The organism is Pseudomonas sp. 13159349, assembly GCF_013305685.1.
Taxonomy (GTDB): domain Bacteria; phylum Pseudomonadota; class Gammaproteobacteria; order Pseudomonadales; family Pseudomonadaceae; genus Aquipseudomonas; species Aquipseudomonas asiatica.
Window position 1 is genome coordinate 1,349,324 of the sequence record NZ_CP045553.1, and the last position, 17,748, is coordinate 1,367,071.

Below are 17,748 nucleotides of genomic sequence, written 5' to 3' on the forward strand. Positions count from 1 at the left end.
GGCTGTCATCGCACTGTAGGAGCAGCCTTGTGCTGCGAAGAGGCCGGCACGGCAACATGAATTTTCATGTGCTGCCCCGGCCTCTTTGCAGCACAAGGCTGCTCCTACAAGGATTTGCGACAACCGGGATTCAGAGGGCGCCGAAGACCTTCTTGGCCAGGCTGGTAGCCGCTTCAGCCGGGTTCTGGCGAATGCTCTGCTCCTGCTTGGCAATCATCTCGAACAGGCCATCCAGTGCCTTTTCAGTCACGTAGTTCTCGATGCTGGCGCTCTTGGCATCGACCACACCCAACGCCACTGCCTGCCCGGCAAAGTTGTTGTACTGCTGAGCCAGGCCAACCTTGTCGGTAGCCTGCTTGACGATCGGCAGGAACTTGGCGCGGATCTGCTCGCGGCTGCTCTTGTTCAGGTACTGGGTGGCCGAGTCGTCACCGCCGGCGAGGATGCCCTTGGCATCGGTCACGCTCATGTTCTTCACGGCATCTACCAGAATCGCCTGGGCCTGCGGCACGGCAGCCTCGGCGGCCTTGTTCATGCTGGTTTCCAAGGCCTCGACCTGTTCACCCTTGCCGAACATCTTCATCGCCTTGGCGGCCTTGCCCAGGTTGCCAGGCAGTTCGATGCGCACGTCGGGGTTGTCGCTGAAGCCGCCCGGGGTGCTCAGCTGCTTGACGGCCAATTGTGCGCCTTGGGTCAAGGCATCCTTCAGGCCGCCAGTGGCGTCTTTCTGGGTCAGATCGCCCAGCGACAGGGCCAGGGCACTGGCCGACAGCAGCAGGCCGGCACACAGGGTGGTGAAGCGCAGGGAAGTGCGGATCATGAAGCTTTCCTTGTAAACAGATGAATGCGGGTTTCAGCGGACCGGATCGACCTTGATCCGCACGGGCTGAGGGTCACTGCCGTCGAGCATGACACCGTGGTGCTCGGTGTTTATGAACAGCAGCTTGCCGTCCAGCTCGATGCGCGCGCTTACCGCATAGCGGTGGCCTGGCTTGACCTGGGCCGGGTCGTAGATGAGGTGGAATGGCAGCGGTACGTTGCCTTTGACCGGACCAGCCTGGCGGGCCAGGGTAACCGCCGGGGCGTCCATCAGCGAGACGTCCTGCAGCTCCACGCTGAGGGTGGCGGCCGGTGGCAGGGCACTGCGTTGCAGGTAGAAGACTTCGCCATCCAGGCTGGCCTGGTTGGACGGGGTGTGGCTGGAACAGGCTGCTAGCAAGGATGCGCAACACAGCATAAAGAGCTTTTTCATGGTATCTCCGAAGTCCTTGGCGTTGGCTTGTGGCCAACCCCAGGGACTTTAGCGGATTTCTTCTGGTGGGTCCTTGATGAAGATGCGACAAAGACAAAGAGGGGGAGAGCAAGGCGAAGCGCAATATTCAGCTACGGCGCGGCGGTCGCAGGCTGATTGCCTCCAGTTCGGTAACGCTTGGAAGGGTCAGGCCGCGCAGCGTTCTCCCGGCGTACGGGGTCATGGTGTGTGGGTCGTAGTAGGCCACGCGCAGATGCAAGGGTTCGTCGTCATTGACTGTGTTGCCATCCAGGTACGTGGTAAGCGTCACAGGTCCGTGTGTCGGCCACAGGGCGGCACCGGCAATGTAGCTGGAGCTTCTGTTGCTGTAACCGTCTTCCTGGGTCCGATACAGGCCGAACGTCATGAGCGCCTGTGGCCTTAGCAACTCTTCGGGAATCTCGATGATGTTCTTCATCTCGATGATCGCGGGCGACAGGGGCTGCTGACTTTGCTCGCCAGGCTGGGCGGGTATCCTCAGGACCATGGGAGGGTTTGGCTCAGGCTGGTTGATTGCAAGTGGCATCGACAGGCTCAAGCCGTTTGGCTCTTCATTGACGCCAACACCATAACTGGCCACTAGCGTTGGTTCGGCACCTTCCGGCAGGCTATTGCGGTCCAGCAGCAAGTTGAAAGGCATTGCGACGCCAAGCGTCTGGCACCCCCAGGCGGCCAGGATGATCTTGTTCTCATCCGTGCCCAACTGTACGCGTACGCCAAGGTGCGGTGCGCCTTCAGCTGTATGGATGCACGACGGGACAAGCACGGTCCCGCGGATCTCGATGAAGTTGGCGGGTAGCATGTTGGTTTTCCTCGGTTCGGTCATGGGTACAGGCGCCAGTCACTCAGCGAGGTTGTCGCTGAACTGGCGACCGTTTTCGGTGGCAATCTGGTCGACAGTCACCCGTTGTGTACCCGATACCGTGGCTGGTTCTATCGAGTGACGGCTGGTGGTGATGTAGCGCAGTTGGCCGTCTATCTCGATGCGCGCGGCGAGGGCATAGCTGCGGCGTGGGTCGATAAGGCTGGTATCAAACGTCAGCGGCAGATTGATCGGCATCAGGCCGCCACAGCGCAGACGCAACTCGGCAAGGCTGATGGAGCGCGCATCTGCCTTCGAAATATCGATCAGCTTCAATTCAACCAGGCCGGACGGTGCGAGCGTGTTATCGCCAGAGGAAACGATTTCAACGTCCAGCGTCTTCATTTGAGTCATGTTGGTGCTCCTTGAGAGGGATGTGCTGAAGAGCACCGTGATCCTGATCCCTCCCAAGGGCTGAGAGCAGCCTGAAAAGCTACCGCTGTATAACCTCCGCAGGCTCATCGCGGTGCAATGCCACCTGGCGGATCGACAGGCGCAGTTCCGCAGACAGCACGCGCTTGGCCACGCCTTCGGCCAGCTCGCCGAGCTTGTTGCGATAACCGAGCTTGCCTTGGGCGTCAGCATGTAGCACGCCTTGCTCGACCAAGGTCTGGATAAAGTGGCGGAACAGGGTCTTGTCGAAGAACTCCGGGGCGTTCAGGCCGTGCAGGATCGACAGGCGCTGGGCCATCATCACGCACAGGTCTTCCAGTTCTTCGGCGCTGAGGCTGTTCTGCCCGCTGTTGAGCAACAGCGAGGTGGCCATGTAGAAACGCTGCAGGGTCTGGGTGATAGTGCGGGCGAGCAGGGTCAGCAACACGAACTGCCGCGAGCTGGGCGCCGGGCGAATGTAGATGGCGTTGTCCTGGCGCAGCAGCCCTTGCTCGACCAGTGCGGCCAGCCACTGGTCGATCACCGCATCCAGTTGTTCCGGCGTCCAGCGCAGGAACAGTTCGGCCTGCAGGTAGGGATACAGCGCGTGTACATACTGGCCCAGCAGTTCGCGGCTCATGCGCGAGCTGCTGAGGAAGAAGCTGGCCAGCAGCGCCGGCAGGGCGAAGATGTGCAGCACGTTGTTGCGGTAATAGGTCATCAGTACCGCGTTGCCTTCATCCAGGTACAGGATGCGGCCCAGGGCGTCCTTCTGCTCGGCCACCAGGTTCATCCCGCGCACGTGCTCGATCAGCGCCTGGCCGTCGCCGTCGGGCAGGGTGGTGTGCGGCGAGTAGGGTACCTGGCGCAGCAAGGCCAGGTACAGGTCGAGCACGCGGGTCAGGGCGCGCTCGTCCAGGGCCAGGCGGCTGGTGGACAGCAGCGCCAGCGCCACCAGGTTGACCGGGTTGATAGCGGCCGCCTCGTTGAGGTGGCGGGCAACGGTTTCGCCCAGGCGGGTGGTGGTGGCGTTGAGCCAGGCCGGGCGGTACTGCGGGCCGTGGTCCTGTTCACGCCAGCCGGGTTGTTGCTGGTCGAGGAAACCGGCCAGGCGGATCGGCTCGCCAAAGTTCACGTACACCTGGCCAAAGCGCTGCCTGAGCGCGCCGAACACCTTGAAGATATCGAAGATCGACTCTTTCTTCTTGCTGGCACCGCGCAGCTCGCCCAGGTAGGTGCGGCCTTCGAGCACGCGCTCGTAGCCGATGTAAACCGGCACGAAAACGATCGGCGTACGCGACGAACGCAGGAAGCTGCGCAGGGTAATGGCCAGCATTCCGGTGCGCGGCTGCAGCATGCGCCCGGTGCGCGAGCGCCCGCCTTCGACGAAGTACTCGACCGGAAAGCCCTTGGTGTACAGGGTGTGCAGGTACTCGTTGAACACCGCGGTGTACAGCGGGTTGCCCTTGAACGTGCGGCGCATGAAGAAGGCGCCGCCACGGCGTAGCAGGTTACCCACCAGCGGCATGTTGAGGTTGATGCCCGCGGCCACGTGCGGCGGCGTCAGGCCGTTGCGGAACAGCAGGTACGACAGCAGCAGGTAGTCGATGTGGCTGCGGTGGCACGGCACATAGATCACTTCGTGGCCGGGTGCGATGCCTTGCACCTGCTCGATGTGGTTGACCTTGATGCCGTCGTAGATCTTGTTCCAGAACCAGCTCAGCACCACTTCGAGGAAGCGGATCGCGGTGTAGGTGTAGTCCGAGGCAATCTCGTTGCCATAGCGCAGGGCCTGGGCTTCGGCCTTGGCCAGCGGCAGGTTTTCGCGCTGCGCCTCTTCGACGATGGCCTGGCGCACCTGGGGCGCGTGGATCAGGCCTTTGACCAGGTTGCGCCGGTGCGAGATGTCCGGGCCGATGACTGCGGTCTTCAGGTTGCGAAAGTGCACGCGCATCAGGCGCTGGGCCATGCGTACGGTGCGTTCGTGGCCCTTGTTGTGCTGTACCAGTTCGCGCAGGTGAATGGGCGCGGAGAACTGCACCCGGGTCTTGCGCCCGAGGATCAGTACGGTCAGCAGCCGGCGCAGGCGCCCGGTAACCGCCCAGCTGTCGGCGAACAGCAACTTCCACGGGCTGGATTCACTTGCCGGGGTCTGCCCCCAGAACACACTGACCGGAATGATCTGCGCATCCTCTTCGGCATGCTGGCTGACGGCGGCGACCAGGCGCTCCAGGGTGGGTGGGGCACCGCGCTTGTCATGGCGGCCGAGCCAGTCCGGGTCCGGGGTGAGGTAGAAGAATGCCGCAGGTTCCTGCAGCGGGCCAACCGCCACCGGCAGCACCGGGCGCGGCAGGCCCGCCTTGGTGCATTCATGGTCGAGCACGACCAGGTCGGTGAGCGCGGGCGAGGGCAAGGCATAGAACACCGGCCGGCTGCGGTCGAGCTTGAGGGTGAGGGAAGACTGGTTGATGGTCTCGGAGCGCACCCACAGGTACAACAGGCGACGCAGGGCGCCGAAGATCAGGCGGCGCAGGGGGGAACGGGTCATGGGGTGTGTGCCCTGGGGGTGGTTTTCAGGTGGGTATCCAGCCAATTAGTCTGCCGTATCCGCGCAAGTTCAGCAAAAATCGCCGAACGGCGCGACGGTCATCAAATTTTTTTGTTCTGTGTCATATACTCGGCCTGCCACTTGCAAGATATTTGCGCAAGCGGCGTCGACACAGGGAGGGACTCTGTGTCTGCAAGGCGATCTTCACAATAAAAATCCGGAGTAGTTCAGATGTCGTCTCGTGAGACTGGGAATGTAAAGTGGTTCAACGATGCCAAGGGTTATGGCTTCATTCAGCGCGAAGGTGGTGCGGATGTATTCGTCCACTATCGGGCGATCCGCGGTGAGGGGCATCGTACCCTGGTCGAAGGTCAGCGGGTGGAGTACGCCTGCGTGCAGGGCCAGAAAGGCCTGCAAGCCGAGGACGTAGTAGGGCTCTGAGCCTCATGCGGTAAGGCTTGCTGTGGGAGCTGGCTTGCCGGCGATCACCGGCGAAGCCGGTGCCAGGCACCGTGTTGCCTGCATCGCCGGCAAGCCGGGCTCCCACAAAGAATGCAGTGCATTCAGGTGCGCCAGGTGATTTCCTCTTCACCGTCGGCGCTGATGCGGACCCAGCGGTCGGCATCTTCTTCCCCATCTTCCTCCACCCAGCCACCTGGCGCGCAGCGCACTTCCACACCCAGTGCGGCAAATGCGGCGCGGGCGCAGGCAACGTCATCGGCCCACGGCGTCTGGTCGCTTTCCAGGTACAGGCTGTTCCATTTCCCTACAGCCTTGGGTAGCCAGGTGACCGGAATGTTACCGGCCTGGCATTTGAAGGTATGGCCTTTCTGCTTCCATTCGCTGCAGGGGCCGATTGCCTGGGCGAGCCACTCGGCAATCTGCTTGTGGTCGACGTCGGCGTCCTTCAGGTAGATCTCGATATCAGGTTGGCGCATAAGGGCTCCGGGTGTGCTCAGTCTTGGCGCACGAAATAGTCATAACGCATGGAAACCGTGACCTCGAACGGCTCGGGCTGGTCGATCACCCGGGCACGCTTTTCGGCACTGGCACGCCAGCCGTGCGGGGTCATGGCCAGCAGGTCGGCGCGGGCCTTGGGCGCGGCCAGGCTCAGGCGGAACTCCAGGGTTTCGCTGTGGGCATGGGCCATGCCTTCGGGGACCAGGGCCAAGTGTTTGTCGTCGGCGTAAGGGCGTACTTCATCGTAGAGCACTTCGCGCAGTTCCATCAGGTGGCCGCTGGTGGGGCCGACCCGCATCAGGCCGCCGCCCGGGCTGAGCAGGCGCTTGGCCTCGTCCCAGTCCAGCGGGCTGAATACGCTGGCGATGAACTGGCAGCTGGCGTCGGCAAGCGGCACGCGGGCCATGCTGGCGACCATCCAGGTAACCTCGGGCGCGCGACGGCAGGCACGCTTGACTGCCTCGCGGGAAATGTCCAGGGCATAGCCGTCGGCAGCCGGCAGTGCCTGGGCGATTTGCGCAGTGTAGTAACCCTCGCCACAGCCGATGTCCAGCCAGGCCTCGGGCTGGCGTTCGGCGGCCAGCTCGGCCAGGCGGCGCGCCACCGGCGCGTAGTGGCCGGCGTCGAGGAAATCGCGGCGGGCTTCGACCATGGCCTGGTTGTCACCCGGGTCGCGGCTGTTCTTGTGCTGCACCGGCAGCAGGTTCAGGTAACCCTGGCGGGCCCGGTCGAAGCGGTGGCCGGCCGGGCACACCACGCCGTTGTCGAGCCGGCTCAGCGGCGCCTGGCAAAGAGGGCAGGCGAGCATCAGGCGAGCAACCGGACCAGGGTCTGGTAATAGATTTCGGTCAGCAGGTCGAGATCGCTGGCCAGGATCCGCTCATCCACCTGGTGGATGGTGGCGTTGACCGGGCCGAGCTCGACCACCTGGGTGCCCATGGTGGCGATGAAGCGCCCATCGGAGGTACCGCCGCTGGTCGACGGCTGGGTGTCGCGGCCGGTGACGCCCTTGATGCTGGCCGAGACGGCGTCCAGCAATTCGCCCGGTTCGGTAAGGAACGGCAGGCCCGACAGCGCCCAGTCGATCGACCAGTCCAGCTCATGCTTGTCGAGGATCGCCGACACCCGCGCCTGCAGGCCTTCGACGGTGGACTCGGTAGAGAAACGGAAGTTGAACAGGGCGGTCAGCTCGCCGGGGACCACGTTGGTGGCGCCGGTGCCGGAATTGAGGTTGGAGATCTGGAAACTGGTCGGCGGGAAGAACGCATTGCCTTCGTCCCAGTGCTCGGCCGCCAGTTCCGCCAGGGCCGGAGCGGCCAAGTGGATCGGGTTGCGCGCCAGGTGCGGGTAGGCCACATGGCCCTGCTTGCCGCGCACGGTCAGCTTGGCGCCCAGCGAGCCACGGCGGCCGTTCTTGACCACGTCACCCAGCAGGGTGGTGCTGGAGGGTTCGCCGACGATGCACCAGTCCAGGCGCTCGTTGCGTGCTTTCAGGCGCTCGACCACGGCCTTGGTGCCATGGTGGGCCGGGCCTTCCTCGTCGCTGGTGATCAGGAACGCGACCTTGCCGCGGTGGTCCGGGTAGTCCTGCACGAAGCGCTCGCTGGCAATCACCATGGAGGCCAGGCTGCCTTTCATGTCGGCGGCGCCACGACCGCAGAGCATGCCGTCGGCGTCGATCAGCGCTTCGAACGGCTCATGCTGCCATTGCTGCACCGGGCCGGTGGGTACCACGTCGGTGTGGCCGGCGAAGCACAGCACCGGGCCATCCTGGCTGCCGTGGGTGGCCCAGAAATTGTCGACGTCCTCGATGCGCATCGGCTCGAGCTGGAAGCCTACGGCGCCCAAGCGGTTCATCATCTGCGCCTGGCAGTCGGCGTCGACGGGGGTGACCGAGGGGCGACGGATCAGGTCGCAGGCCAGTTGAAGGGTAGGCGAGAGCTCGGCAGGGGCCGTCATGGGGAACTCCGGGGCAAGGCAAGGCGGGGAAATCTGAGGGCGTTATCTTATATCAAACCGTCAGGCCAATGGGGCCGCTTTGCGGCCCATCGCGACACAAGGCCGCTCCTACAGGCGATCTCGCCATATCTGACGGGATGCGATCCCCTGTACGCGCGGCCTTGTGTCGCGATAGGGGCGCAAAGCGCCCCCGGCATTCTCAGGCCTGCTGCGGCTCGGCGGCCTTTTCCCCAGGCTTGGGCAGCGAAGACAGGAACGCCATCACCAGCGCCGCCACATAAGGCAACGATTGCACCAGCAACATCGCCACCCAGAAGCGCATGTCCGAACTCGGCAGCCCCTGTACCAGGTAGATGCCCAGCGCGGCGCCCCACAGCAGCAACATGATGAACAGCTCTTCCCGAGCCTCGGAAATCGCCACCAGCAGCCCGTGGCTGTCGGCGTTTTTCGGTGTGCGGAAGAACGGCATGCTGCTGGTGAAGAACCCGTACAGCACCGCCTTGGCGATGGTATGCGACAGTGCCAGCCCGGCCAGCGCCGCAGCAAAGGCATCTTTCAGGTTCACCCCTACCGCGCGGCGGTAGAGGAAGATGATCTTGCCGACCTTGAAGAAGAACAGTGCCAGCGGCGGAATGGCAAAGATCATCAGCGGCGGGTCGACCCGGTGCGGCACGATGATCATCGCCGCCGACCACAGCAGCGCGCCGATGGTGAAGAAGATGTTCATGCCATCGGCGATCCACGGCAGCCAGCCGGCCAGGAAGTGGTAGCGCTGGCCGCGGGTCAGCTCGCTGCCCTTGCCGCGCAGCAGGGCGCTGGCGTGGTGCTTGATGATCTGGATGGCGCCGTAGGCCCAGCGGAAGCGTTGCTTCTTGAAGTCGATGAAGGTGTCGGGCATCAGGCCCTTGCCGTAGCTGTTGTGGGCATAGGCGGCCGACAGGCCCTTCTCGAATACCCGCAAGCCCAGTTCGGCGTCCTCGCAGATGCACCACTCGGCCCAGCCCAGCTCTTCCAGCACGCTGCGGCGGGTCATGGTCATGGTACCGTGCTGGATGATCGCGTCACGGTCGTTGCGGGTGACCATGCCGATGTGGAAGAAGCCCTTGTACTCGCTGTAGCACAGCTTCTTGAAGGCGCTTTCGTGCTGGTCGCGGTAGTCCTGCGGCGACTGCACCACGGCAATCTTCGGGTCGGCGAAGTGCGGCACCATGTGCTTGAGCCAGTTGCGGTCGACGCAGTAGTCCGAGTCGATCACCGCGATCACCTCGGCGTCTTTGGCGGTGTGCGGGATCAGGTAGTTCAGCGCGCCGCCCTTGAAACCGGCCAGGGGCGCGACGTGGAAGAACCTGAAGCGCTCGCCGAGCTTCTCGCAATGGGCCTTGAGCGGCTCCCACACGGCCGGGTCCTTGGTGTTGTTGTCGATCACCAGCACTTCGTAGTCTGGGTAATCCAGCGCGGCCAGGGCATCGAGGGTCTGTTTGACCATCTCCGGCGGCTCGTTGTAGCACGGCACATGCACCGATACCTTGGGCCGGTAGGCGCTATCGGCCTGCACCGGCAGGAATTCGCGCCGGCGCTTGTGTATCCATACTGCCTCGGCCAGTTCGTGGGCCTCGGTCAGCAGCACGATGAACACGCCCAGCGCGCCGAGGGCAAGCAGCACGCCTACGGTCAGGCTGAACCAGGTGCTGTATTGCTGGCTGTAGTCGTAGGCGATCCATACCAGCACCGACCCGCACAGGAAGGTGATGAAGGTCAGGAAGGTGCGGCCGCGCTGGCGCAGGGCCGAACCGTCGATGAAAAGTACCATCAGGGCGATCATCGCCAGCACTACCGAGGCCACCGCCAGGGCGCGCCATTGCGGTATCGCCACCACCGGGCCGTCAAAGTTGAATTTTTGCTGGCGTTCGGCGTTGTACACGCCCCAGTAGGCGCCCACCGAGCCTTCGTCGCTGGCCTTCCACGGCTGGTCGTAGGCTTCGATGACGAAGTAATTGTAACCACGGCGGTTGAGGGTGTTGACCAGGGTACGCAGGTAGATGGCCTGGTCAGCCTGGGTGGCATCGGCGCCGCCGCGCATGCGGCCGTTGCTCGGCCAGCCGACTTCCGACAGCAGCAGGGGTTTGCGCGGGAACTGGTGCTTCAGCTCGCGGGCACGGTCGAGCACGAACTCGACCGAATCCTTCATCGGCACGAACTCCCAGTACGGCAGGATGTGCGCGGCAATCAGGTCGACGTGCTTGGCCAACTGCGGGTTTTCCTTCCAGATGTGCCATTGCTCACTGGTGGTCACCGGCACCTTGACCGCTGCGCGTACCCGGTCCAGGTACTTGATCAGGTTTTCCGGGGTGACTTCTTCGCGGAACAGCGCCTCGTTGCCGACCACCACCCGCACCACGCTGCGCGAGGTGTTGGCCAGCTGGATGGCCGTGGCGATTTCGCGTTCGTTGCGCTCCAGGTCCGGGCTGATCCAGATGCCCAGCGTCACCCGTAGGCCGAATTCCTCGGCCAGGCGCGGGATATCCGCCTGGGTGCCCTCCACGGTGTAGATCCGGATGCTGTCGGTCAGTTTGCTCAACTGTTCCAGGTCCTGGCGCATCTGGTCGTCACTGGGGTACTGGCCCTTCTGCGGGCTTTCGCCCAGGCGGAACGGTGAATACGAGAAGCCAGAGATCTGCTCTGGCCAGGCGGGGGCGGAGACCGGGCGGTTGATCAGGGCCCAGAACCCGGTGAACAACGCGGCGATGGCCAGGACCACGACCAGGTTCAGGCCGAATTTACGTGAAGACATTGTCGTCCATATGTGTCGAAGTGATACGACATTAAAGCAGGGTTGGTAGTCTCTTTCCTAACGATGCAGGCCATGGGCCCGCTGGCATATAATGCGCGCCGGTTTTTTGGGGTATGAACATGAGCACAGAAGATCCACGCTTCGCCGGCGTTGCCCGGCTGTATGGCGACCAGGGGTTGCACCGTCTGGGCCAGGCCCATGTGGCCGTGGTCGGTATTGGCGGGGTAGGCTCGTGGGCGGCGGAAGCGCTGGCACGCAGTGGCGTGGGCGAGATCACCCTGTTCGACCTTGACGATGTGTGCGTCAGCAACACCAACCGCCAGGCCCATGCCTTGGAAGGGCAGGTGGGGCGGCCCAAGGTCGAGGTCATGGCCGAGCGCCTGCGGGCGATCAACCCGGGGTGTACGGTGCATGCTGTCGCTGACTTCGTCACCCGCGACACCATGGTCGAGTACATCACCGAGAACCTCGACTGTGTGATCGACTGCATCGACAGCGTCATGGCCAAGGCGGCGCTGATTGCCTGGTGCCGGCGGCGCAAGATCGCCATCGTCACCACGGGGGGCGCCGGTGGGCAGATCGACCCGACACAGATCCAGATCGCCGACCTGAACAAGACCTTCAACGACCCGCTGGCCTCGCGGGTGCGTTCCACCCTGCGCCGCGACTACAACTTCTCGCGCAATGTCAGCCGCAACTATGGCGTGCCATGCGTGTTCTCCAGTGAACAGCTGCGCTACCCCAAGGGCGATGGCAGCGTTTGCCTGCAGAAAAGCTTCGTGGGCGAGGGCGTGCGGTTGGACTGCGCGGGTGGCTTTGGCGCGGTGATGATGGTGACCGCGACCTTTGGCATGGTGGCGGCGAGCAAGGCGGTGGAAAAACTGGTAGCGGGGGCGCGGCGACCTTCGGAGCGGGTCAAGCCTGAATAGACCGCGTGGGCTTCTTCGCGGGCTTGCCCGCTCCCACAGGTACTGCATCTCTCTCCAGAAAGGTGAAGGTCCTGTGGGAGCGGGCGAGCCCGCGAAGAGGTCAGCACCGATTCAACGGTTGGACGCCAGCTCCGCCATCCGCTGCAACACCGCATGCAGCCCATTGCTGCGCGACGGCGAAAGCTGGCGCTCCAGGCCCAGCTGAGTGAACCACTCACGCAGATCGAGCCCGGCGAGTTCTTCACTGGCCAATCCCTGCACCCGCACCAGCAACAACGCCAGCAGCCCACGCAACAGGCGTGCATCGCTGCTGGCCTTGAACCGCCACAAGCCCTCGACCTGCTCGGCCACCAGCCATACCAGGCTTTCGCAGCCATGCACCCGGTTGGCCTCAGTCTTTTCAGTGTCAGCCAGCGGTTCCAGCCGGTAGCCCCACTGCATCAGCAGCCGTGCACGCTGCTCCCAGCCCTTGCCCTGCTCGAAAGCTTCCAGCGCCTGGCGCGCCTGATCCGGCAGGGTCATCGCAACAGCTCCAGGCCTTGATCCAACGCCTCGAAGAAACGCTGCAAGTCATCGCTGTCGTTATACAGCCCCAATGACACGCGGATCGCGCCCTCCAGGCCCAGGCCCTGCAGCAGCGGCATGGCACAGTGGTGCCCGGCACGCACGGCAATGCCTTGCTCGGTCAGCAGGTGGGCGATGTCGGCGTTGTGCACGCCTTCGATGACGAAACTGGCAAGGGCCGCCTGTGGCGTGCCCAGGATGCGCACACCATCGCGGTCTGCCAGGCCGCGCAGCAGGTGCTGGTGCAGGCTGGTTTCATGGGCTTCGAGTGCCTGGGCATCGAAGCTGGCCAGGTAGTCCAGGGTCGCACCCAGGCCGATCACCCCGGCGATCGGTGGCGTGCCAGCCTCGAACCCCAGCGGCGCCGGGCGGAAGCTGGCGTTGTGGTACTCGGCCAGTTGCACCATCTCGCCGCCGAACTGCCAATGGTGCAGCAGCTCCAGCGCCTGGCTGCGGCCGTACAGCACGCCCACGCCTTCCGGGCCGTACAGCTTGTGACTGGAGAACACATAGAAGTCGCAGCCAAGCTGCTGCACATCATGGCGGCCATGCACCACGCCCTGGGCACCGTCGACCACGGTCAGCGCGCCTTGGGAGCGGGCATGGGCCAGCAGCGCCGGCAGCGGCTGCCAGGTACCCAGCACGTTGGACAGCTGGCTCACCGCCAGCACCCGGGTGCGCGGGCCGATCAGTTGCAGCGCTTGGTCCAGGTCGATGCGGCCATGGGCATCCAGCGGCAGCACCACCAGGCGCAGGTTGCGTCGACGCGCCAGCTGTTGCCAGGGCAGCAGGTTGGCATGGTGCTCCAGGGCGCTGACGGCAATTTCGTCACCGGCCTCGAAGCGGTGTTCCAGGCCATAGGCCAGCAGGTTCAGTGCCGAAGTGGCACCGTGGGTGAAGATGATCTGCCGCGAGTCTGGCGCATTGAGCCAGGCGGCAACCTTGTCGCGGCTGGTTTCGAAGGCCTGTGTGGCCAGTGCGCCGGGCAGGTGCTGGGCACGGTGCACGTTGGCCGCGCCATGGCCGTAGTAATGGCTCAGGGCATCGAGCAGGGCTTTCGGCTTCTGGGTGGTGGCGGCGCTGTCCAGGTAGGTCTGGTGCTGCCGTTGCAGGGCGGCGATGGCGGGAAAATCGGCACGCCAGGGGGAGGGCTGGAACATGGTCGCGGGGCCTGGAATGAAAATCGGGTCTGGCGTGGTGCCAGACCCGATCTTAACATTTCAAACGCTGAGAATCCGCTGTTCGCGAGCAAGCTCGCTCCGGCAGCGGTTGAAAGGTTCTCAGTTGTGCGCGTGCAGCGCCTCGTTCAGCTCGATGGCCGACTTGTGGGTCTTGCACTCCACCGCGCCGTTCAGCGAGTTGCGGCGGAACAGCAGGTCGGTCTGGCCGGCCAGGTCGCGGGCCTTGACCACTTTGACCAGCTGGTTGTTCTCGTCCAGCAGGTTCACCTTGGTACCGGCGGTGATGTACAGGCCGGCTTCGACGGTGTTGCGGTCGCCCAGCGGAATGCCGATACCGGCGTTGGCGCCGATCAGGCAGCCTTCGCCAACCTTGATGACGATGTTGCCGCCACCGGACAGGGTGCCCATGGTCGAGCAGCCGCCGCCCAGGTCCGAGCCCTTGCCGACGAATACGCCAGCGGAAACGCGGCCCTCGATCATGCCCGGGCCTTCGGTGCCAGCGTTAAAGTTGACGAAGCCTTCGTGCATGATGGTGGTGCCTTCGCCGATGTAGGCGCCCAGGCGCACTCGGGCAGTGTCGGCGATACGCACGCCTGCCGGGACCACGTAGTCGGTCATTTTCGGGAACTTGTCCACCGAGAACACTTCCAGCAGCTCGCCCTTCAGGCGCGCTTCCAGTTGCAGTTCGGCGAGTTCGGCCAGGTCGACCGCGCCCTGGTTGGTCCAGGCCACGTTCGGCAGCAGCGGGAAGATGCCAGCCAGGCTCACGCCGTGCGGCTTGACCAGGCGGTGCGACAGCAGGTGCAGCTTGAGGTAGGCCTCTGGCGTCGAGGTCAGCGCGGCGTCTTCGGCCAGCAGGGTGGCGACCAGCGGCTTGTGGCTTTCGGCCAGGCGGGTCAGCAGGGCGGCTTGGGTGGCATCCACACCTTTCACGGCTTCGGCCAGTTGCGCGGCCTGGGCGTTGCTGAAGGCGATGGCCTGGTTGCCACCTTGGTAACCGAGAACAGGGGCTACTGCAGCGACCAGTTCGGCGCTCGGGTTGAGCAGTGGTTGTGCGTAGAACACTTCCAGCCAGGCGCCCTGGCGGTTCTGGGAGCCGACACCGAAGGCCAGGCTGAACAGGGTATTGGACATGTGATTACCTCGTGCGAAATAGGGTAGGGGCTCAGGCCAGGGCAGCGGCGTACAGGTCGGGCTTGAAGCCGACCAGGGTACGCGCGCCAAGGTCGAGCACCGGGCGCTTGATCATCGACGGCTGGGCCAGCATCAGCTCGACGGCCTTGGCCTGGTCGAGGTCGGCCTTGCTGGCGTCGTCCAGCTTGCGGAAGGTGGTGCCGGCACGGTTGAGGATGACTTCCCAGCCGTGTTCCTCGCACCAGCGGTTCAGGCTGTCACGGTCGATGCCTTGGGCCTTGTAGTCGTGGAATTCGTAGGCGATGGCCTGGTCTTCGAGCCAGGTACGTGCCTTTTTCATGGTGTCACAGGCTTTGATGCCGTAGAGCGTGTAGGTCATTGTGTGCATTGGGGATAACAGGCTGCCCCAATCTCTCCGTTTTCCGATTTCAGTCGCGGGATTATGCGGGAACGATCCTGTGAGCGCCACGGGTGTGCATGTCTTGGGTCTTGCAGTGTGTCGGAGACCGAGCGCCGCCCGCGCGGCGCATCGCCGGCAAGCCAGCTCCCACATCTGTTTCGGGCCAGTTATTCCTGCACCTCAGCCGCGCGAACCCTTAGTGCATGACTGAATTTTGGTGAGAAGCAGAAGCGATACCTTCAATATCGAAGGGAACAAACAGGGCGGGCAGCGGTAATTTCACAGAAGAGACTGGCCCGAAACAGATGTGGGAGCTGGCTTGCCGGCGATGCGCCGCGCGGGCGGCGCTCGATCTCAGCATCACCTCAACTTCAAGGCATACAGTTCCAAGGCAACACCCGGTCAAGCCTGCACCATTGTTAAGTATGTGCAACTTGCGTACGTTTTCTCTATGGCCATCACTGTGGAAGTCGAGGCGCGAAAAACGAAGCGATCGGTCAAGCAGAGGAGCAAATGAATGAAAAAGCGTGATTTGTTTGCCGAAATGATGAGCGGCATCGACGAGATGAAAGCGCAGCGCGAGGGGAAGATCACCCTGCGCCAGCATCATGTAAAGGCATTGGATGCACCCAAGGTTACTCCGCAGGAGATTGTCGCCATACGTGAGGGGCTGCGTATGTCGCAGGAGGTATTTGCCAGGTGCATCAGGACGAAGGCAGCAACGCTCCGGAACTGGGAGCAGGATAAAGCCAGCCCGAACCCTCAGGCGGCAATGTTGCTCAAGTTGGTTGAAAAATACCCGGATATGCTGGAGCGGCTTGAAGCGGTGTAAACATTTGGAATTACCCAGACCCGCTTCGGCGGGTCTATTTTTTCGCTTGAGACGCATCGTGTTACATATTCGTGGTTCCCTTGCGACTATTGTGCAGCGGCCCCGAATCGCCCACCGCCGCTAACATATTGTTTCAATGGCGATGTTTCGCCCTGTTGTCGTTTCTGGTTCACAAAGGAAGCTTTCCCGGATGCAGTCCGCCTACACCGTCCTCATCCTGCTGACGCTGGTCAGCGTGTCGAAGCTGGTCGGCCGCATGATTCCGCTGCCCTTGCCGCTGGTACAGATCGCCGCTGGTGCCTTGCTCGCTTGGCCGACACTGGGCCTGCATGTGGCACTGGACCCCGAGCTGTTCCTGTTCCTGTTCCTGCCACCGTTGCTGTTCGCCGACGGCTGGCGCATTCCCAAGCGTGAGTTGTGGCGCATTCGTGGGCCGGTGGTGGCGCTGGCCGTGGGCCTGGTGCTGTTTACCGTGGTTGGGGCCGGTTACTTCATTCACTGGCTGCTGCCGAGCATCCCGCTGCCCGTGGCCTTCGCCCTGGCCGCAGTGTTGTCGCCAACCGACGCCGTGGCGGTTTCGGCCATTACCCAGGACCGCCTGCCCACCCCGCTGATGCACATGCTCCAGGGCGAGGCCCTGATGAACGATGCCTCGGGCCTGGTGACCTTCAAGTTCGCCCTGGCGGCGGCGATCACCGGGGTGTTCTCGCTGACCGATGCAAGCTTCAGCTTTGTGCTGGTCGCCTTGGGCGGCCTGGCGGTGGGCGTGGGCCTGAGCTGGCTGATCGGCCGCCTGCGTGCCTGGATGATCGCTCGCGGCTGGGATGACCCGGCCACCCACGTGGTGTTCATGTTGCTGCTGCCCTTCGCTGCCTACGTGCTGGCCGAGCGCCTGGGCGTATCGGGCATCCTTTCGGCGGTGGCCGCCGGCATGATGCAGAGCTGGCTGGACCTGCTGCCACGGCAGACCAGCACGCGCCTGCTCAACCGCAGCGTATGGTCGCTGCTGGAGTTCGCTTTCAACGGCCTGATCTTCCTGCTGCTGGGCCTGCAGTTGCCGGACATCATCAAGGCCGTGGTCAGCCATGAGCCCACCGTCTGGCCGACCCTGGCCTGGCGCTGCCTGGACGTGGTGGCGATCTTTGTGGCGCTGATCTTGCTGCGGTTCATCTGGGTCCAGAGCATCTGGCGCTTGATCGATGTGGTACGCCGCTGGCGCGGCAAGCCGGCGCTGGTGCTGGTGCCCACGGCGCGCTCGTGCTGGCTGCTGACCCTGGGCGGTGTGCGCGGAGCGGTCACCCTGGCCGGCGTGATGTCGATCCCGTTGCTGATGGGAGCAGGCAAGGCCTTCCCGGAGCGTGACCTGCTGATCTTCATTGCGGCCGGTGTGATCCTGTTGTCATTGATCAGCGCCTGTATCGCGCTGCCGCTGTTGCTGCGCGGGGTGACCAAGAGCCCGGACGAGCGCTTGCACCAGGAAGTGCAGGAGGCCTGGCGACGCACGGCCGAGGCGGCGATCCATGCGCTGGAGGCAGAGGAAGTGATCGACAGCAATGCGCCGCAGGATGCCGCGCAGGCGACCCTGGCGACCGAGTTGAAGGCGCGCTTGATGGCGGAATACCGCGATGAGCTGGACAGCTACAACAACAGCGCCGAGGCCAAGGCCCTGGCCGAGCAGATGGACCTGCTGGAGCGGCGTTTGCGCCTGCGGGCGCTGCGGGCCCAGCGGCTGGAGCTGTATGAACTGCATCGCCAGCATCTGGTGGGGGATGAAGTGGTGCGGCAGGTGCTGGGTGAGCTGGATATGAGTGAAGCGAACCTGGGGTCAGTCAGGTAGACCCCAAGGGGCCGCTTTGCGGCCCTGTGGGAGCGGGTTTACCCGCGAATCAGGCGACGCGGTGCATGGCACCGGCTGTGCCGGTGTT

17 protein-coding genes are annotated in these 17,748 nt (G+C 63.8%); 4 read left to right on the forward strand and 13 right to left on the reverse strand.

What is annotated here, in order from left to right:
- Positions 1–130 precede the first annotated feature (130 nt).
- The 5 genes from GEV38_RS06275 to plsB all read right to left on the reverse strand — a co-directional run bounded on the left by GEV38_RS06275 (position 131) and on the right by plsB (position 5,073).
- Positions 131–820: a DUF4197 domain-containing protein gene (locus GEV38_RS06275; RefSeq protein WP_015269179.1), complete on the reverse strand. Its 690-nt coding sequence runs from the start codon at positions 818–820 to the stop codon at positions 131–133.
- Between the two features lie 33 nt (positions 821–853).
- Positions 854–1,252, reverse strand: coding sequence for a YbaY family lipoprotein (locus GEV38_RS06280; RefSeq protein WP_015269180.1), 399 nt, complete (start codon positions 1,250–1,252; stop codon positions 854–856).
- 127 nt (positions 1,253–1,379) lie between these two features.
- Positions 1,380–2,093, reverse strand: coding sequence for a hypothetical protein (locus GEV38_RS06285; protein WP_015269181.1), 714 nt, complete (start codon positions 2,091–2,093; stop codon positions 1,380–1,382).
- A gap of 39 nt (positions 2,094–2,132) precedes the next feature.
- The gene (locus tag GEV38_RS06290; RefSeq protein ID WP_039614804.1) at positions 2,133–2,507 is read right to left on the reverse strand and encodes a YbaY family lipoprotein; all 375 of its coding nucleotides are present in this window, start codon (positions 2,505–2,507) and stop codon (positions 2,133–2,135) included.
- Between the two features lie 79 nt (positions 2,508–2,586).
- Positions 2,587–5,073, reverse strand: a complete 2,487-nt coding sequence (gene plsB, locus GEV38_RS06295; protein WP_054573221.1) for a glycerol-3-phosphate 1-O-acyltransferase PlsB — start codon at positions 5,071–5,073, stop codon at positions 2,587–2,589.
- A 231-nt stretch (positions 5,074–5,304) separates the two neighbouring features.
- Here plsB and GEV38_RS06300 point away from each other — a divergent pair, with 231 nt between their 5' ends.
- Positions 5,305–5,514 carry a cold-shock protein gene (locus GEV38_RS06300; protein WP_003252255.1) on the forward strand — a complete coding sequence of 70 codons (210 nt, stop codon included), beginning with the start codon at positions 5,305–5,307 and terminating at the stop codon, positions 5,512–5,514.
- 122 nt (positions 5,515–5,636) lie between these two features.
- On the opposite strand, the gene GEV38_RS06305 is transcribed toward GEV38_RS06300, so the two are convergent.
- From GEV38_RS06305 to GEV38_RS06320, 4 genes are all read right to left on the reverse strand, one after another.
- Positions 5,637–6,011: a hypothetical protein gene (locus GEV38_RS06305; protein WP_003257701.1), complete on the reverse strand. Its 375-nt coding sequence runs from the start codon at positions 6,009–6,011 to the stop codon at positions 5,637–5,639.
- A 17-nt stretch (positions 6,012–6,028) separates the two neighbouring features.
- Positions 6,029–6,841 carry a putative RNA methyltransferase gene (locus GEV38_RS06310; protein ID WP_015269184.1) on the reverse strand — a complete coding sequence of 271 codons (813 nt, stop codon included), beginning with the start codon at positions 6,839–6,841 and terminating at the stop codon, positions 6,029–6,031.
- On the reverse strand, positions 6,841–7,992 hold the full coding sequence (dapE, locus tag GEV38_RS06315; protein ID WP_013971240.1) for a succinyl-diaminopimelate desuccinylase: 1,152 nt from the start codon (positions 7,990–7,992) through the stop codon (positions 6,841–6,843). Before dapE ends, GEV38_RS06310 begins: the two co-directional genes overlap by 1 nt.
- 199 nt (positions 7,993–8,191) lie before the next feature.
- Positions 8,192–10,783, reverse strand: a complete 2,592-nt coding sequence (locus tag GEV38_RS06320; RefSeq protein ID WP_015269185.1) for a glycosyltransferase — start codon at positions 10,781–10,783, stop codon at positions 8,192–8,194.
- A gap of 119 nt (positions 10,784–10,902) precedes the next feature.
- Between GEV38_RS06320 and tcdA the strand changes: the two genes are divergently transcribed.
- Positions 10,903–11,712 (forward strand): tRNA cyclic N6-threonylcarbamoyladenosine(37) synthase TcdA, encoded by an 810-nt coding sequence (tcdA, locus tag GEV38_RS06325; protein WP_161551231.1) that lies wholly within the window; start codon positions 10,903–10,905, stop codon positions 11,710–11,712.
- A 111-nt stretch (positions 11,713–11,823) separates the two neighbouring features.
- Here tcdA and GEV38_RS06330 read toward each other — a convergent pair whose 3' ends face one another.
- The 4 genes from GEV38_RS06330 to GEV38_RS06345 form a co-directional block, all read right to left on the reverse strand.
- A complete protein-coding gene (locus tag GEV38_RS06330) occupies positions 11,824–12,234 on the reverse strand; it encodes a SufE family protein (protein ID WP_015269187.1) in 411 nt (136 codons plus the stop codon).
- Positions 12,231–13,436 carry a cysteine desulfurase gene (locus GEV38_RS06335; RefSeq protein WP_015269188.1) on the reverse strand — a complete coding sequence of 402 codons (1,206 nt, stop codon included), beginning with the start codon at positions 13,434–13,436 and terminating at the stop codon, positions 12,231–12,233. The genes GEV38_RS06330 and GEV38_RS06335 overlap by 4 nt, the downstream gene beginning before the upstream one ends.
- A 120-nt stretch (positions 13,437–13,556) precedes the next feature.
- Positions 13,557–14,591 (reverse strand): 2,3,4,5-tetrahydropyridine-2,6-dicarboxylate N-succinyltransferase, encoded by a 1,035-nt coding sequence (dapD, locus tag GEV38_RS06340; RefSeq protein WP_013971245.1) that lies wholly within the window; start codon positions 14,589–14,591, stop codon positions 13,557–13,559.
- A 31-nt stretch (positions 14,592–14,622) separates the two neighbouring features.
- A complete protein-coding gene (locus GEV38_RS06345; RefSeq protein WP_013971246.1) occupies positions 14,623–14,970 on the reverse strand; it encodes an ArsC family reductase in 348 nt (115 codons plus the stop codon).
- A gap of 538 nt (positions 14,971–15,508) precedes the next feature.
- Here GEV38_RS06345 and GEV38_RS06350 point away from each other — a divergent pair.
- Entirely contained in the window at positions 15,509–15,823 is a 315-nt protein-coding gene (locus GEV38_RS06350; RefSeq protein ID WP_015269189.1) for a DNA-binding transcriptional regulator, read from the forward strand.
- A gap of 190 nt (positions 15,824–16,013) precedes the next feature.
- The gene (locus GEV38_RS06355) at positions 16,014–17,660 is read left to right on the forward strand and encodes a Na+/H+ antiporter (RefSeq protein ID WP_015269190.1); all 1,647 of its coding nucleotides are present in this window, start codon (positions 16,014–16,016) and stop codon (positions 17,658–17,660) included.
- Positions 17,661–17,748: the final 88 nt, after the last annotated feature.

What these genes read in the sequence shown, in the direction of transcription:
- plsB (WP_054573221.1), bottom strand. Translation starts at nt 5,073, where the DNA reads ATGACCCGTTCCCCCCTGCGCCGCCTGATCTTCGGCGCCCTGCGTCGC.
- GEV38_RS06290 (WP_039614804.1), bottom strand. Translation starts at nt 2,507, where the DNA reads ATGACTCAAATGAAGACGCTGGACGTTGAAATCGTTTCCTCTGGCGAT.
- GEV38_RS06335 (WP_015269188.1), bottom strand. Translation starts at nt 13,436, where the DNA reads ATGTTCCAGCCCTCCCCCTGGCGTGCCGATTTTCCCGCCATCGCCGCC.
- GEV38_RS06310 (WP_015269184.1), bottom strand. Translation starts at nt 6,841, where the DNA reads ATGCTCGCCTGCCCTCTTTGCCAGGCGCCGCTGAGCCGGCTCGACAAC.
- GEV38_RS06285 (WP_015269181.1), bottom strand. Translation starts at nt 2,093, where the DNA reads ATGCTACCCGCCAACTTCATCGAGATCCGCGGGACCGTGCTTGTCCCG.
- GEV38_RS06345 (WP_013971246.1), bottom strand. Translation starts at nt 14,970, where the DNA reads ATGACCTACACGCTCTACGGCATCAAAGCCTGTGACACCATGAAAAAG.
- GEV38_RS06350 (WP_015269189.1), top strand. Translation starts at nt 15,509, where the DNA reads ATGAAAAAGCGTGATTTGTTTGCCGAAATGATGAGCGGCATCGACGAG.
- dapE (WP_013971240.1), bottom strand. Translation starts at nt 7,992, where the DNA reads ATGACGGCCCCTGCCGAGCTCTCGCCTACCCTTCAACTGGCCTGCGAC.
- GEV38_RS06305 (WP_003257701.1), bottom strand. Translation starts at nt 6,011, where the DNA reads ATGCGCCAACCTGATATCGAGATCTACCTGAAGGACGCCGACGTCGAC.
- GEV38_RS06320 (WP_015269185.1), bottom strand. Translation starts at nt 10,783, where the DNA reads ATGTCTTCACGTAAATTCGGCCTGAACCTGGTCGTGGTCCTGGCCATC.
- GEV38_RS06355 (WP_015269190.1), top strand. Translation starts at nt 16,014, where the DNA reads ATGCAGTCCGCCTACACCGTCCTCATCCTGCTGACGCTGGTCAGCGTG.
- GEV38_RS06280 (WP_015269180.1), bottom strand. Translation starts at nt 1,252, where the DNA reads ATGAAAAAGCTCTTTATGCTGTGTTGCGCATCCTTGCTAGCAGCCTGT.
- GEV38_RS06300 (WP_003252255.1), top strand. Translation starts at nt 5,305, where the DNA reads ATGTCGTCTCGTGAGACTGGGAATGTAAAGTGGTTCAACGATGCCAAG.
- dapD (WP_013971245.1), bottom strand. Translation starts at nt 14,591, where the DNA reads ATGTCCAATACCCTGTTCAGCCTGGCCTTCGGTGTCGGCTCCCAGAAC.
- GEV38_RS06330 (WP_015269187.1), bottom strand. Translation starts at nt 12,234, where the DNA reads ATGACCCTGCCGGATCAGGCGCGCCAGGCGCTGGAAGCTTTCGAGCAG.
- GEV38_RS06275 (WP_015269179.1), bottom strand. Translation starts at nt 820, where the DNA reads ATGATCCGCACTTCCCTGCGCTTCACCACCCTGTGTGCCGGCCTGCTG.
- tcdA (WP_161551231.1), top strand. Translation starts at nt 10,903, where the DNA reads ATGAGCACAGAAGATCCACGCTTCGCCGGCGTTGCCCGGCTGTATGGC.